Here is a 15,187-nt window from a genome sequence, read left to right on the forward strand (position 1 = left end):
TCCTCAGCTTATGCCGTTTCGGTCCGGCATTCGGATCCGAACAGCCTTTGGGAACGCTTGGACGGCTTGGGCGTATGGTTGCGGTTTGGCCCGACCCATCCTTGTGCTGCCCATACTCGTGCCCCGGACGTGACCGTTCGGAACCTCATGGTTACCCCGCGGTAGAGATGACGTTTACGCCCTCGCGGTACACGATGGAGGCGGCGCACAGCAGATGTCCCGGGGGTACGTTCCCCGTAACCAGGCCCCGTAGAGCAGCACCGAACAGCGAAGGAACAGCGTGGCTTCCGGATCCGATCGCAACCCGATCATCATTGGCGGCCTTCCGAGCCAGGTCCCGGACTTCGATCCCGAAGAGACCCAGGAATGGCTCGACTCCCTCGACGCCGCCGTCGACGAGCGAGGCCGTGAGCGGGCCCGCTATCTGATGCTCCGGCTCATCGAGCGCGCGCGGGAGAAGCGCGTCGCCGTGCCGGAGATGCGCAGTACGGACTATGTGAACACGATCGCCACGAAGGACGAGCCGTTCTTCCCGGGCGACGAGGAGATCGAGCGCAAGGTCCTCAACGCGACCCGCTGGAACGCGGCCGTGATGGTCTCGCGCGCCCAGCGTCCCGGGATCGGGGTCGGCGGTCACATCGCCACCTTCGCCTCCTCCGCCTCGCTGTACGACGTGGGCTTCAACCACTTCTTCCGCGGCAAGGACCAGGGCGACGGCGGCGACCAGATCTTCTTCCAGGGGCACGCCTCCCCCGGTATCTACGCCCGCGCCTTCCTGCTCGACCGGCTGAACGAGGCGCAGCTCGACGCCTTCCGCCAGGAGAAGTCGAAGGCGCCGAACGGCCTGTCCAGCTACCCGCACCCGCGGCTGATGCCGGACTTCTGGGAGTTCCCGACCGTCTCGATGGGCCTCGGTCCGCTCGGCGCGATCTACCAGGCGCGGATGAACCGCTACATGGAGGCGCGCGGCATCGCCGACACCTCCAAGTCGCATGTGTGGGCCTATCTGGGCGACGGCGAGATGGACGAGCCCGAGTCGCTCGGACAGCTGTCCATCGCCGCCCGTGAGGGCCTGGACAACCTGACCTTCGTGGTCAACTGCAACCTCCAGCGCCTCGACGGGCCGGTACGCGGCAACGGCAAGATCATCCAGGAGCTGGAGTCGCAGTTCCGCGGGGCCGGCTGGAACGTCATCAAGCTGGTCTGGGACCGCACCTGGGACCCGCTGCTCGCGCAGGACCGCACGGGCATCCTGGTCAACAAGCTGAACACCACGCCGGACGGGCAGTTCCAGACGTACGCCACCGAGACGGGTGCGTACATCCGTGAGCACTTCTTCGGCGACGACCCCCGGCTGCGCGACATGGTCAAGGACATGTCGGACCACCAGATCCTGCACCTGGGGCGCGGCGGGCACGACCACCGCAAGGTCTACGCGGCGTACGCGGCGGCCAAGGCCCACAAGGGCCAGCCGACCGTGATCCTCGCGCAGACGGTCAAGGGCTGGACCCTCGGACCGAACTTCGAGGGCCGCAACGCGACCCACCAGATGAAGAAGCTCACGGTCGAGGACCTCAAGCGCTTCCGCGACCGGCTGCACATCCCGATCACGGACAAGCAGCTGGACGAGGGCTACCCGCCGTACTACCACCCGGGCCGCGACTCGGAGGAGATCCAGTACATGCACGACCGCCGCCAGGGTCTGGGCGGTTACGTCCCGACCCGTGTCGTGCGGTCGAAGCCCCTGGCCCTGCCCGAGGACAAGACGTACGCGACTGCGAAGAAGGGTTCGGGTCAGCAGTCGATCGCCACGACCATGGCGTTCGTCCGCATCCTGAAGGACCTCATGCGGGACAAGGAGATCGGCAAGCGTTTCGTGCTGATCGCGCCCGACGAGTACCGCACCTTCGGCATGGACGCGTTCTTCCCGAGCGCGAAGATCTACAACCCGCTCGGCCAGCAGTACGAGGCGGTGGACCGCGATCTGCTGCTCGCGTACAAGGAGTCACCGACCGGCCAGATGCTGCACGACGGCATCTCCGAGGCGGGCTGCACGGCCTCGCTGATCGCCGCCGGTTCGGCGTACGCGACGCACGGCGAGCCGCTGATCCCGGTGTACGTCTTCTACTCGATGTTCGGTTTCCAGCGCACCGGCGACCAGTTCTGGCAGATGGCCGACCAGCTGGCGCGCGGCTTCGTGCTGGGCGCCACCGCCGGCCGTACGACGCTGACCGGTGAGGGTCTCCAGCACGCCGACGGCCACTCGCAGCTGCTCGCCTCGACGAACCCGGGCTGTGTCGCGTACGACCCGGCCTTCGGGTACGAGATCGCGCACATCGTCAAGGACGGTCTGCGGCGGATGTACGGCGGGACGCCCGAGGAGAACGAGGACGTCTTCTACTACCTGACCGTCTACAACGAGCCGATCCGGCACCCGGCCGAGCCCGAGAACGTGGATGTCGAAGGCATCCTCAAGGGCGTGTACCGCTTCAGCAGCGGCGAGCGGGGCCAGATCCCGGCCCAGATCATGGCGTCCGGTGTGGCGGTCCCGTGGGCGGTGGAGGCACAGCGCATCCTCGCCGAGGAGTGGAACGTCAAGGCGGACGTCTGGTCGGCGACCTCCTGGAACGAGCTGCGCCGCGAGGCCGTGGACGTGGAGCGGTACAACCTGCTGCACCCCGAGGAGGAGCAGCGCGTGCCGTACGTCACGCGGAAGCTGTCCGGCTCCGAGGGCCCGTTCGTGGCGGTCTCGGACTGGATGCGTGCGGTGCCGGACCAGATCGCGCGCTGGGTGCCCGGCGCGTACCAGTCGCTGGGTGCGGACGGCTTCGGCTTCGCCGACACCCGCGGCGCCGCCCGCAGGTTCTTCCACATCGACGCGCAGTCGATCGTCCTCGCGGTGCTCACGGAGCTCGCGAAGGAGGGGAAGATCGACCGTTCGGCGCTGAAGACGGCGGTCGACCGCTACGACCTCCTGGATGTGGCCGCGGCCGATCCGGGCGCGGCGGGCGGCGACGCCTGAGCCGGCAGGCACACGTAGGCGCACATACCGAAGGGCGGCGGGGCCACTGGTCCCGCCGCCCTTCGGCGTACCGGGCCGCTCCCGCGCCCGTCAGTTCTCCCAGATCTTGAAGGCCCTGACCCCGTACGGGGAGCGGGGCGTCCAGGTGCCGCCGCCCGGGTACGTCTCGAACTCGGCCGTCTCCGCGCACTCCGCCGACTGGTACGTCGTGACGGGCCGCCCGGTGCGGTTGGCGAGCGACTGCGCGTCGCTGCCCGCGGGCAGCGGGACACAGCTCTCGATGTCGACGGAGGACAGCTCATGGATCTGCCGGGCGCCGGTGAAGTCGGGCTTCCGCCAGAGGCAGAGCTGCCCGGCCCCGCAGCTGCCGAGCGCGACTCCGGCGGGCTTCGGGGCGGTAGCCGGTTTCGGCGCGGTAGCGGGCTTCGGCGCGGTAGCGACCTTCGGCGCGGCCCCGGCCGGGACCATGGCCACGGCCGGTGGGACGAGCGCGGTGACGGCCAGGGCGGCCAGGGCGAGAACGGTCGTACGCATGGTGGATCAACCCCCGTTGTCGTGCGGATCTTCTGTCCGCACCCTGACCCGCCGGACAAGGCCCTGGGAAGGGGGGCAGGGCCCGATCACCCTGATAGGCGACAGCCCCGCCGGAGAGGTCCGGCGGGGCTGTCCATGGCGCTGTGTTGACGCGTGCCGTGCCGGCGCTTACGCGCCGTCGGGCAGGTCAGATGTGGCCGACTCCGGCGCCCGCCTCGGCGTTGGCGCCGCGCTTGGTGAACGTGGCGACCACGGCGGCGACGACGGCCACGGCGCCCGCGACGGTGAAGGCCAGGCCCATGCCGGACATGAACGTGTCGTGGATGACCCCGCCGATCCGGTCGATCACGTCCGGGGTCATACCGGGCGCCTTGCCCAGTTCCTCGGCGGGAACGATGCCGAACTCCGCCGCCTCTTCGAGCTTGGGGTCGATCGGACCCGGCAGGCCCGCGTCCTTCCAGTTGCCCGCGAAGTCCGCGCTCACCTTGGCCGACATGACCGCGCCGAGAACGGCGGTGCCCAGGGCGCCACCGACCTGCATCGCGGCCTGCTGGAGGCCTCCGGCCACACCCGAGAGCTCCATCGGCGCGTTGCCGACGATGACCTCGGTGGCGCCGACCATGACGGGGGCGAGCCCGCAGCCGAGCAGGGCGAACCAGAGCGACATGCCGAAGGTTCCGGTGCTCTCGCTCAGCGTCGTCATGCCGAACATCGCCACGGCGGTGCACACCATGCCGCCGACCAGCGGCACCCGCGGGCCGAACTTGGTGATCAGCATGCCGGCGACCGGGGAGGCGACGATCATCATCGCGGTGAGCGGCAGCAGGTGCAGACCGCTGTCGACCGGGCTCATCCCGTGGACGCCCTGGAGGAAGAACGTCACGAAGAACAGGCCGCCCATGAAGGCGAAGGCCATCAGCACCATCAGAATGGCGCCCGCGGTCAGCGGGACGGAGCGGAACATCCCCAGCGGGACGAGCGGCTCCTTGACCTTGGTCTCCCAGAAGCCGAAGACGAGGAAGAGGACGATCGCGAGTCCGAGGAAGCCGATGGTCCTGCCATCGGTCCAGCCCCACGACTCACCGGCCTTGATGATCCCCCAGATGAGGGAGAACATCGCGCCCGAGAGCAGCAGGATCCCCACGATGTCGAAGGAGCGCGGCGCGTTGGCGGCGCGGTGGTCCTTGAGGATCACCAGGCCGAAGACGAGCGCGATGACGCCGACCGGTACGTTGATGAAGAAGACGGACTGCCAGCTGACGTGCTCGACGAGCAGACCGCCGACGATCGGGCCGCCCGCGGTGGACGCGCCGATGACCATGCCCCAGATGCCGATGGCCATGTTCAGCTTCTCGGCGGGGAAGGTGGCCCGCAGCAGGCCCAGGGCGGCCGGCATGAGCAGCGCGCCGAACAGGCCCTGAAGGACCCGGAAGACGATGACGAAACCGATCTCGCTGGAGAGACCGATGGCGCCGGACGCCACGGCGAAACCGGCGATGCCTATCAGGAACGTCTGGCGGTGACCGAAACGGTCGCCGAGCTTGCCGGCGGTGATGAGGGCGACGGCGAGTGCGAGCAGATATCCGTTGGTGATCCACTGGACGTCGGCGAGCGAGGCGCCGAGATCCTTTTTGATCTCGGGGTTGGCGATCGCGACGATAGTGCCGTCGAGCGCCACCATCATCACGCCGATGGCGACGGAGAACAGCGTCAGCCAGGGGTGGCCGCGAAGCCCCTTGACCGGTGCGGGTACGGCGCTGTCGTCCGGCTCCCGCGGTGCCTTCTCGACGGTGGTCTGACTAGTCATACGGGGAGACTAGTGACAGCCACTGACAGTTGACAAACCAATTCACAAGTCAGTAACTGTCACGTAACTCACAGGCAGGGCAGGCCAATCGGCCTGAACTGAACAGCACAAAAGGCGAAAAGAGGACGAGTAAGTGACGGACGGGCAGCACACCGAGCACCCGGCAGGGCTGCGTGAACGCAAGAAGCAGCGCACCCGCGATGCCCTGGTGCACGCCGCCCTCGTTCTCTTCACGACCCAGGGATACGACCGGACCACCGTCGACGAGATCGTCGACGCGGTCGAGGTGTCCCAGCGCACCTTCTTCCGCTACTTCGCGAGCAAGGAAGAGGTCGCCTTCGCCGTCCAGGAGATGGTGGAGTCCCACTTCCTGTCGGAGTTGCGTCAACGCCCTGCCGACGAGGCCCCTTTCGAGGCAATGCGCCGGGCCGTCATGCGCGCCTGGAACAGTATCGGCGAGGCCATCGAGGAGCTCGTCACGGTCGACCTCCATATGCGGACCTACCAGTTGATCGAATCGAACCCGACCCTGCTCGCCGCCCATCTGCGGCGCTGCATCGATCTGGAGGACAAGATCGCCCGCCTGATCGCGGAACGGGAAGGGCTCGATGTGACGAGCGACCCCCGGCCGCGGGTGGCCGTCGCGGCGTTCTCCGGCGTGATGCGGGTGGCCGGACAGCTGTGGGGCCGGGGGCACGACCCGAGCGTGGAGTCCCTGCGCGACCTGACCGGGATCTACCTGGACCAGCTCGCCCCCGCACTCGCGGGCGACTGGCGCCAGGACGCTCCCACCCGCGGTCCGCACTGTGCCGCACCTCTCGCCCCCGGCCATGACGGACCTCACACCCACGCGTCCGCCGCGGCGGGGACCGGGCACCGGAAGCGGCGTCCGGGGTCCTGAGCACGGCGGAGCGTACGGGCCGCACCTACGGAACGTGAGGGCCGGCGACGCCGATTCCTCGCAGCCGGGTGATGTGCGTCACCCTCGTAACGACGTTCGTCGCACGTCTCCTAGGGTGTGGAGCAGTGAATTCCTTCGACTCCTCCCCCACGTTGACCGCATGGCGCGCGCTGCTCGCCGTCGCGGTCGTGTTCGTGATGCTGGCGACCACGGGCTGGACCGCCGTACGCCATCAACGCTCCGACGAGCCACGCGAGATCGCGCTCGCCTCGTGGGCCCGGGACCGGATAGCCGGTCACGCGCTGCCGGACGTCTCCGCGCCGCCGTACCGGCTGGCCCACTTCTTCGCCACGCTGACCGCCGGACAGCAGGTCTCGCTGGCGGACAAGTACCCCTTGGTCGTGGGAAATCTGAACGGCGTCCCGGTCACCGTGCGCTACCACGCCAACCGGCTGGCCCTCAAACAGGCACAGGCCGTGGAACGGCGGCGAACGCACGACGTCACACTCTCCCCGGACGGCCGCGGCGAAGCCGTGCGCCGGATGGAGCGCTTCCGGTCGATGCTCGCCGAGGGCCGGCAGATCCTGTCCTTCGATCCGTCCGGAAAGGGCCGCGCCGCCGAGGTGTTCGGTGATCTCGACCGCGCCGAACGGGTCTCCGTCGTCGTGCCGGGTGTCGATACCAGTCTGCTGACGCTGGAGCGGACGGCCAGGCGCAAGTACGCGGCACCGGTCGGCATGGCGCAGTCGCTGTACGGGGCGGAGCGCGCCGTCCGCCCCGGAGCCCGTACCGCCGTCATCGCCTGGGCCGACTACACGGCCCCCGCGGGCATCGGCATGGACGCGGCCCTCGGCCGGCTCGCGGCGGACGGGGCGGTCCGGCTCAACGCCATGGTGAGCGGGCTGCCGGGCACCTCGGCCGTCTCGCTCTTCTGCCACAGCTACGGCTCCGTGCTCTGCGGGGTCGCCGCCCACGAGGTGCCCTCCCGGGTGACCGACATCGCGGTCGCGGGCAGCCCCGGCATGCGGGCCGACAGTGCCGAGCAGCTGGAGACCGACGCCCGGGTGTGGGCGATGCGGGACCGTGACGACTGGATCCAGGACGTGCCGTACCTCGCGGTCGGCGGGATCGGGCACGGTGCCGACCCGGTGGATCCCGACTTCGGGGCCCGGATCGTCTCGGCGGGGGACGCGATCGGCCACAGCGGCTATTTCGAGCCGGGCACCGAGAGCCTCAGCAACTTCGCCGCGATCGGCGTCGGCGCGTACGGATCGGTCAGCTGTGCGGACGCGGACACCGCGTGCCGCAGCGGTATTTCCGGTCGGCGGGAAACCTGACGCGCGTGGAGAGTGGTGGGCTTCCGATTGATTCGGTCTTGACGCCGAGGGGGGACGGGCGGGGCTGTGCCGCATACGATGAGGCGCATGGGTGATGTGCTGGCCGGAATTCATGCCACCTGGGAGTTCGACACCGACTCCTTGCTCATCCGCTTCGAACGGGGTATCCGCACGCCGAAGCTCTTCCAGAGTCTGCGTGAACGCCGCATCCCGCATGCGGCGTTGTCGTCGGTGACGCTGACCCCAGGCAAGCGGGGCACGGTGGTTCTTCGTGCGGTGCCGAGACCGGGCGCCGATCCGCTCCTGGAGGCTGCGGCGGGACAGCTGAAGGACGGGTGCGACCCGTACCGCCTGGTACTTCCGGCGGAACGGGAGGTCCTCGCCGAGTACTACGCGGACGAGCTGCGCGCGCTGCTCGGACCCGATGACGGGCTGCCCGCCGACCGCTTCCTCGTCGCTGCCCCCGAGGCCCCGATGAACTTCAAGGCGTACGACGGCAGGGCCAGCTTCGACGGGGAGCGGATCTCCTTCCGGTGGTCGTGGACCGGAGCCTCCAGCGCCAAGTGGAAGGCCGGCGACCAGACCTTCCCGGTGGCCGAACTGTGCGGGGTCGAGTGGCGCTCGCCCGAGGCGCTCGACGGTTACCTCCGGCTCGTGCCCCGTACGGCGGTGGCGGTGGGCCACGGTGGGGCGAGCGGCCTGGGCGAGGCCTGTGGCCCGGCCGGACCCGTCGCCGCGGCGGGCACCGCACCCGGGACCGGCCGGGCGGTTTCCGGCCATTCGGCCCGTGCGGACCAGGATCCGGCCGCGGTGCTCTTCGGCCTCGGCTACGGCCCGGTCCACGAGTCGCTGCCCTTCGCCGCCGCCGTACTGGAATCCGTCCGCAGATCGCAGACCGCACCGGTCGGACCCGCCCCGGTCCTGGTCGGTGCCGGGCGGCGCGATCCCGCGGACATCGCCGAGCGGATACGGCACCTCGGGGAGCTGCACCAGGCGGGTCTGGTGACGGACGACGAGTACAGCGCGAAGAAGGCGCAGCTGCTCGCGGAGCTGTAGCCCCGGCCGGGGCGCGGCTCCGACCCGACCCCGTACCCCGGTATGAGTGGCCGGGCGGCGGTCCGGCACCCCGGTATGACGCCGGGTTCCGGGTCGTCTGCCTACGCTGATCGGGCCATGTCCACTTCCCCCGCCGGGCCGCCGCCCGCCGATGGCCTGCTGAGCGCCGCCCGCCGCAATCTGCGCGAGCTCGCCCACGGGCTGTCCCACGCGTCCCATCCGCCCACACCGCTGCTGGCCGGTGCCCCGAAACGGTGGCAGCGGCTGTCTCCGTACGTGGTGGTGCTCGCCCTCGCCGCGAGCTTCATCCCGATCACCATCAACGTCCTGACCACGCGGTACGACGTACCGGGGGGTGTGGCCGGAGCACTGGCCGTCGGCCAGGCCGCCCCGTTGCTGATGCTGGCGCACCGGCCCCTGCAGGCCTGGTGGATCATCTTCCCCTCCGACATCCTCGGTGCGCTCGTCCTCCTGGCGCAGCCGGCCGGGAAGCTGGACATCTGGCCGTGGCCCCCTCCGGTGATCGTCGCCTATATGTTCGTGCTGCTGGCGATCGGGCTGCGGGAGACCCGGCGGACCGTGGTCTGTGTCTGGCTGTTGACGGGTGCCGCCGGCCTGGTGCTGCACCGGGTCGATCCCGAGCGCAGCAACGGCAGCGCGCTGTTGGTGTTCATGCTCGGCGCGGTCATGCTGGTGATCGGGGCCGCGGTACGGGAACGGGGCGAGGCGCAGCGCCGGCTCGCCGAGCAGGAGACCATCAGCGAGGCCGAGCGGGCACAGCGCACCCTCCTGGAGGAGCGGACCCGGATCGCCCGTGAGCTGCATGACGTGGTCGCGCACCACATGTCGGTGATCACGGTGCAGGCCGACTCCGCCCCGTACCGGATCGACGGACTGTCGGACGAGGCGCGCGAGGAGTTCACGTCCATCGCCGCCAGTGCGCGGGAGTCGCTGGGCGAGATGCGGCGGCTGCTGTCGGTGCTGCGCAGCGATGGCACGGAGGGCGAACGCGCTCCGCAGCCCGGCCTGGACCGGGTGCAGCAGCTGGTGGAGGCGACGGTACGGGCGGGGCTGCCGGCCGAACTGTCGCTGGCGGCGGACCTCGGCGAGGTGCCACCGGCGGTGGACGTGTCGGCGTACCGCATCGTGCAGGAGGCGCTGGCGAATGTGATCCGGCACGCGCCGGGGGCGCGGACCCGGGTGTCCATCACGGCGGGCGCGGGTCATCTGACGGTGCTGGTCGTCAACAGCCCCGCGGAGCACGCCCGTTCGCCGCTGGAGACGACGGGGACCGGGCACGGGCTGGTCGGGATGCGTGAGCGCGTACGGTTGACCGGCGGAACCCTGGACACGGGCCCGCTGCCCGACGGCGGATTCCGGGTGGCCGCCCGGCTGCCGCTGCCCCCGGCCAAAGCCCCGTCCGCACAGCAGACTTCGGAGGAATCGTGACCATCCGCGTGATCATCGTCGACGACCAGGCCATGGTGCGCGCGGGGTTCGCGGCGCTGCTGTCGGCGCAGAGCGACATCGATGTGGTGGGCGAGGCGCCGGACGGGCGCCAGGGCGTCGAGGTCAGCCGGAACGCGCATCCCGACGTGGTGCTGATGGATGTCCGGATGCCCGAGATGGACGGACTGGCGGCGGCCCGCGAGCTGTTGAACCCGCCGGTGGGTGTGGTGCACCGGCCGAAGGTGCTGATGCTGACCACCTTCGACGTGGACGACTATGTGTACGAGGCGCTGCGCGCCGGTGCGTCCGGTTTCCTGCTGAAGGACGCCCCGCCCGCCGACCTGATCTCGGCGGTACGGGTGGTGGCGGCGGGCGACGCGTTGCTGGCGCCCTCCGTGACACGGCGCCTGATCGCGGACTTCGCGGCCCAGCGGCCGTCCGGGGCGTCCCGCGGCGGGCCCGCGCTGCGGCTGAACGGGCTCACCCCGCGCGAGAGCGAGGTGCTGGAGCTGATCGCGCGGGGGCTGTCCAACCAGGAGATCGCCGCGCGGCTGGTGCTGGCCGAGCAGACGGTGAAGACGCACATCGGCCGGGTGCTGGCCAAGCTGGACCTGCGGGACCGGGCGCAGGCGGTGATCTTCGCGTACGAGTCGGGGCTGGTGGCCCCGGGGGACACGGGGGCGTAGGAGCCACCGGGGGACGCGGGGCGCGGGGGAAGGCCACCGGGGGGGCGTGGCGCGGGGGAAGGCCACCGGGGGGCGTGGCGCGGGGGAAGGCCACCGGGGGGCGTGGCCGGCCCCGCACCGCCGTACGGCCCTCCGCGCGGGCCGTTTCCGGAGCCCGCACGGACCGTCGCACGCCCCCGCCCCGCCCCGCCCCGCCGGTCCCGGGCCCCATGTCGTACACCCCCTACCCAGGTATCACTTCGCACGTGGCTCCCCGGTGTGACGCCTCCTCACCCGTCGTCCTCCTACCTTCCTCTCCGTCGCGCCGATCGGCGTACGACAGCCGGAGAGGGAGGGCGAGATGCGTCGATACGCGAGGACCCTGGTCGCGGTCGCACTGGCGACCACCGTGGTGGCCGGGACGGCGGGGTGGGTGTCGGGGGACGCGCAGGCGGCCGTGACCGGGCCACCGCCGGGCAGCGCGTCCTGGCGGGCGGACCATACACGGGGGCAGGAACTGCCCGATCCGGGGCGGGCCACTCCGGGTGAAGTCGCCCGGTTCTTCCGGGGGTTGGGTGCGGCCGAGCAGCAGCGGCTGGTGGTGCGCCACCCGCTCGTCGTCGGCAATCTCGACGGTGTCCCGGTGGAGTTGCGCTACCGCGCCAACGCCCTGTCCCTGAGGGCCGCCGACGACCCCCGGTACCGGAGTCTCGCCGCCCCCGGGCGGCGGATCCTCGCGTTCGACCCGCGTGGCCGGGGCCAGGTCGCCGAGGTGTTCGGGGACCTGCGGTCGGCGCGCCGGGTGTCCGTCGTGGTGCCCGGTTCCGACATCGACGCCGGGACCTTCGACCGGACGAACGACGTGTACGGCACTCCGGCGGGCATGGCGAGATCCCTGTACGCGCAGAGCGGTGCGGGCACCGCGGTCGTCGCCTGGGCCGGGTACACCACCCCGGTGGGCGTCGGTCTCGATGCCGCGACCGGGGGCCTGGCGAAGGCCGGGGCCCAGCGGCTGACCCGGTTCGCGGAGGGGCTGGCGGCCGACGGGCTGCCCGAGCCCGCCGTGTTCTGCCACAGCTACGGTTCCGTGGTCTGCGGTCTCGCCGCGCCCCGGCTGCGCGCCTCCGACCTGGTGGTGATCGGTTCCCCCGGGATGCGCGCCGACGACGTGGGCGATCTGCGCACCCGGGCCCGGGTCTGGGCGGCGAAGGACGCCACCGACTGGATCGACGACGTACCGAACGTGGAGTTCGCCGGTCTGGGACACGGCAGCGATCCGGCCGATCCGCGGTTCGGGGCGCGCCGGGTCCCCGCGGAGGACGCCGAAGGCCACACCGGCTACTTCGTACCCGGGACGGACTCCCTGCGCGCCCTCGCCGCGATCGCGGACGGGCCGGAACGAACCACGGTCGCCAACGGCTCGGAACGAACCACGGTCGCCAACGGGTCGGAACGAACGGCCGTCGCCGACGGAGCCGGCCGCACCACGATCGCGGACGGAGCCGGACGATGAGCCTCAAGCAGCTCGCGGCGCGCGTCGACGCCCGCACCCCCGCCCATCGCGACCGGGCCGTGGACGGTCTGCGCGCCCTGGCCCTGCTCGCCGTACCGACCGGGCACTGGCTGCTCGGCGGTTTCACGCTCGACGACGGCGGCGCCCTGCACAACGCGAGCCCGCTCTCCACGTTCGGGTTCTTCGCCCCGGTCAGCTGGGTGCTCCAGATGCTGGGGATCTTCTTCCTGGTCGGCGGGTACGCCTCGGTGATCTCCTACCGCCGCCGGAAGTCCACGACCGGCGCCTGGCTGCGCGGCCGGCTGGCCCGGCTGGGCAGGCCCGTACTGGGGGTGACCGCGGTCTGGGCGGCGCTGATCCCGGTGCTGTACGCGCTCGGGGTGCCCGGTGACACGCTGCGTACCGGGTCGACGCTGGTGATCCAGCCGCTCTGGTTCGTCGGGGTCTACACGGTGGTCACGGCCCTCACCCCGCTCTGCATCCGGGCCGCGAGGAGGATGGGCGGCTGGGCCGCCGTGCCGCTGCTGGCGTCGGTCGCCGTCGTGGACTCCCTGCGCTACGGGCCGCTCGCGGACTCCGTACCGTCCTGGCTGAGCCTGCTGAACATCCTGCCGGGCTGGCTCTTCGCGTATCAGCTCGGGGTGTCCTGGGGCGAGGGGCGCATCGGCAGGCGGGGCGCGAGGATCCTGCTCGTCGGCGGCGGTGTGCTGTTCGCGGCGCTGCTGCTCGCCTTCCACTACCCGGCGTCGATGGTCGGCGTACCCGGCGAGGCGCGCACCAACTCGCATCCGCCGTCGCTGCTGGTGCTGGCGCTGGCCGCCGCGCAGAGCGGTGCGGCGATCCTGCTGAGGGACCGGATCGGCCGGCTGCTGCGCCGCCCGCTGCTGTGGGCGCCGGTCGTCGTCATCAATCTGTCGGCGATGACGATCCTGTGCTGGCACCAGACGGCGATGCTCGCGGCCGCCGTCCCGGCGTCGTTCGCCGGGGCCGTGCCGGGGCTGACGACCGGTCCCGACACGATCGGCTGGATCCTGGCCCGGCTGGCGTGGATGCCGCTGTTCGCCGGGCTGCTGGTGCTGATCGCCCGGTACGCGCGCCGCTTCGAGGCGCCCTGGCAGGCGGGCACCCGCGCCGCGAACGCCCGCCGCGCGCTGGCGGGGCTGCTGGCGGCGGGGTTCACGGCGTTCGCGCTGGGACTGGCGTGAGCGGGGCCGGGTGCGCGGCACGACCGGGCGCTCTCACCCCGCCCCGGAGCGCCGCGCGACCGCGCGGCCGCACACAGCGCCCGGGGACGCCGGAGGGCCCGGGGCAACGCCGGCAGGTGCTATTCGCGCGCTGCGGAGGTGCTGCTCATGTCCGGGTAGCGGTCCCCCGCCACCTGCCCGGCGATCGGCTCCAGCGCGGCCAGCTCCTCGGCCGTCAGCGTGAGCCGGGTCGCCGCGACGTTCTCCAGCAGGCGGCTGCGCTTACGGGTCCCCGGGATCGGGACCACGCTCAGGCCGTGCGCCCCGGCGCGCTGCTGCACCCAGGCGAGGGCCACCTGCGCGGCCGTGGCCCCGTGCGCCGCCGCGATCCTGTGCACGGGCTCCAGCAGCGCGGCGTTCTTCCGGGCGTTCTCGCCGGTGAAGCGCGGCTGGGCCTGCCGGAAGTCGCCGTCCGTCAGTTCCTTGCCCGCGTCGGCGAACGCCCCGGTCAGGAAGCCGCGGCCGAGCGGCGAGTACGGCACGAAGGCCACGCCGAGCTCGGCCGCCGCGCCGACCGCGCTGACCTCCACGTCCCGGCTGAAGAGCGACCACTCGGACTGGAGGGCGGCGATCGGGTGCACGGCGTGCGCCTCGCGCAGTTCCGCGCCGGTCACCTCGCTCAGCCCGAGCTCCCTGACCTTGCCCTGCCGGACCAGTTCGGCCATCGCCCCGACCGATTCGGCCAGCGGTACGAGGGGGTCGCGGCGGTGCATGTAGTAGACGTCGATGACCTCGGTGTTCAGCCTGCGCAGGCTGGCCTCGACGGCCTGCCCGATGTACGCGGGGTCATTGCGCACCCCGCGGTAGACCGGGTCGTCGGTCCGCTCGATGCCGAACTTGGTGGCCAGGGTGATCTCGTCGCGGTGCGCGCCGACGAACGGGGCGAGGAACTCCTCGTTGGCCCCGCGCCCGTACACATCGGCGGTGTCGAAGAGCGTGACGCCCGCCTCCAGCGCCGCTTCGAGGGTGTCGCGGGCCGCGAATTCGTCGGTGTCCCCGTAGAACTCGCTGATGCCCATGCAGCCGAGCCCCTGTACGCCGACCCGCGGTCCGCCGTTGCCGAGCTCCGTGGTCGCGATCCTGTTGTCAGTCATCAGGCACTGGGCCTTTCCGGCGCCCGACGGGCGCCTGCATAGAAGTCGATCTTGTGATCGAGGACGGCGAGGGTGTCCTGGAGCTCCGCGATCCGCGCCGTCACATCGCGGCGGGTCGACTCCAGCAGCTCCTGGCGCTCCTCGAAGGTGTGCTCGCCCTCGCGCAGCAGCTCGGCGTACCGGACCATGTCGGCGACCGGCATCCCCGTCAGCCGCAGCTTGCCGACGAAGCCCAGCCAGTCCAGGTCACGGTTGCTGAACCGGCGCTGACCCGTGTGCGAGCGGTCGACGTGCGGCATCAGCCCGATCCGCTCGTACCAGCGCAGGGTGTGCGCCGTGAGCCCGGTGAAGGCGACGACCTCGCTGATGGTGTAGTGGTCCCGGCCCTCGGGGCGCGGATGCGCCTTCGGGGCAGCCACGCAGGCGTCCGTCCGTACGGAAGTGCTCTCCATCACCGTCATGACCTCCACGCTAAAACCTTGGAGTGCACTCCAAGCAAGCGGAGACCGTGAGCCACGAAGGTCGGATCGCCCGAGAACCCGGAAGTCCGAAGGCCCGAAGGCCC

General features: G+C 71.2%; 11 protein-coding genes and 1 pseudogene. 8 read left to right on the top strand and 4 right to left on the bottom strand.

Annotation, left to right across the window (positions count from 1 at the left end; translation table 11 throughout):
* The first annotated feature begins 280 nt into the window (after positions 1–280).
* Positions 281–3,022 (top strand): pyruvate dehydrogenase (acetyl-transferring), homodimeric type, encoded by a 2,742-nt coding sequence (aceE, locus tag ACIGJO_RS02945; RefSeq protein WP_399951117.1) that lies wholly within the window; start codon positions 281–283, stop codon positions 3,020–3,022.
* A gap of 90 nt (positions 3,023–3,112) precedes the next feature.
* Here aceE and ACIGJO_RS02950 read toward each other — a convergent pair whose 3' ends face one another.
* Together ACIGJO_RS02950 and ACIGJO_RS02955 are read right to left on the bottom strand one after the other, a co-directional pair.
* Positions 3,113–3,556, bottom strand: coding sequence for a peptidase inhibitor family I36 protein (locus ACIGJO_RS02950; RefSeq protein ID WP_399951120.1), 444 nt, complete (start codon positions 3,554–3,556; stop codon positions 3,113–3,115).
* A gap of 187 nt (positions 3,557–3,743) precedes the next feature.
* Positions 3,744–5,240 carry an MFS transporter gene (locus ACIGJO_RS02955; protein WP_399951722.1) on the bottom strand — a complete coding sequence of 499 codons (1,497 nt, stop codon included), beginning with the start codon at positions 5,238–5,240 and terminating at the stop codon, positions 3,744–3,746.
* Between the two features lie 256 nt (positions 5,241–5,496).
* Here ACIGJO_RS02955 and ACIGJO_RS02960 point away from each other — a divergent pair.
* The 7 genes and pseudogenes from ACIGJO_RS02960 to ACIGJO_RS02990 form a co-directional block, all read left to right on the top strand.
* Positions 5,497–6,144 (top strand): annotated as a pseudogene (locus ACIGJO_RS02960) (TetR family transcriptional regulator); the annotation flags it as partial.
* A 245-nt stretch (positions 6,145–6,389) separates the two neighbouring features.
* Positions 6,390–7,601 (top strand): alpha/beta hydrolase, encoded by a 1,212-nt coding sequence (locus ACIGJO_RS02965; protein WP_399951123.1) that lies wholly within the window; start codon positions 6,390–6,392, stop codon positions 7,599–7,601.
* A gap of 87 nt (positions 7,602–7,688) precedes the next feature.
* Positions 7,689–8,657 (top strand): DUF4429 domain-containing protein, encoded by a 969-nt coding sequence (locus ACIGJO_RS02970; protein WP_266930381.1) that lies wholly within the window; start codon positions 7,689–7,691, stop codon positions 8,655–8,657.
* A 117-nt stretch (positions 8,658–8,774) separates the two neighbouring features.
* A complete protein-coding gene (locus ACIGJO_RS02975; protein WP_399951126.1) occupies positions 8,775–10,106 on the top strand; it encodes a sensor histidine kinase in 1,332 nt (443 codons plus the stop codon).
* Entirely contained in the window at positions 10,103–10,792 is a 690-nt protein-coding gene (locus ACIGJO_RS02980) for a response regulator (protein WP_399951129.1), read from the top strand. Before ACIGJO_RS02975 ends, ACIGJO_RS02980 begins: the two co-directional genes overlap by 4 nt.
* Positions 10,793–11,132: 340 nt before the next feature.
* Positions 11,133–12,284, top strand: coding sequence for an alpha/beta hydrolase (locus ACIGJO_RS02985; RefSeq protein ID WP_399951131.1), 1,152 nt, complete (start codon positions 11,133–11,135; stop codon positions 12,282–12,284).
* Positions 12,281–13,489 (top strand): acyltransferase, encoded by a 1,209-nt coding sequence (locus ACIGJO_RS02990; protein ID WP_399951134.1) that lies wholly within the window; start codon positions 12,281–12,283, stop codon positions 13,487–13,489. Before ACIGJO_RS02985 ends, ACIGJO_RS02990 begins: the two co-directional genes overlap by 4 nt.
* Before the next feature lie 119 nt (positions 13,490–13,608).
* Here ACIGJO_RS02990 and ACIGJO_RS02995 read toward each other — a convergent pair whose 3' ends face one another.
* Together ACIGJO_RS02995 and ACIGJO_RS03000 are read right to left on the bottom strand one after the other, a co-directional pair.
* The gene (locus ACIGJO_RS02995; RefSeq protein WP_399951137.1) at positions 13,609–14,622 is read right to left on the bottom strand and encodes an aldo/keto reductase; all 1,014 of its coding nucleotides are present in this window, start codon (positions 14,620–14,622) and stop codon (positions 13,609–13,611) included.
* Positions 14,622–15,083 (bottom strand): MerR family transcriptional regulator, encoded by a 462-nt coding sequence (locus ACIGJO_RS03000; RefSeq protein WP_399951140.1) that lies wholly within the window; start codon positions 15,081–15,083, stop codon positions 14,622–14,624. Before ACIGJO_RS03000 ends, ACIGJO_RS02995 begins: the two co-directional genes overlap by 1 nt.
* Between the last annotated feature and the right edge of the window lie 104 nt (positions 15,084–15,187).

Source organism: Streptomyces sp. NPDC079020 (assembly GCF_044542225.1).
Lineage (GTDB): Bacteria > Actinomycetota > Actinomycetes > Streptomycetales > Streptomycetaceae > Streptomyces.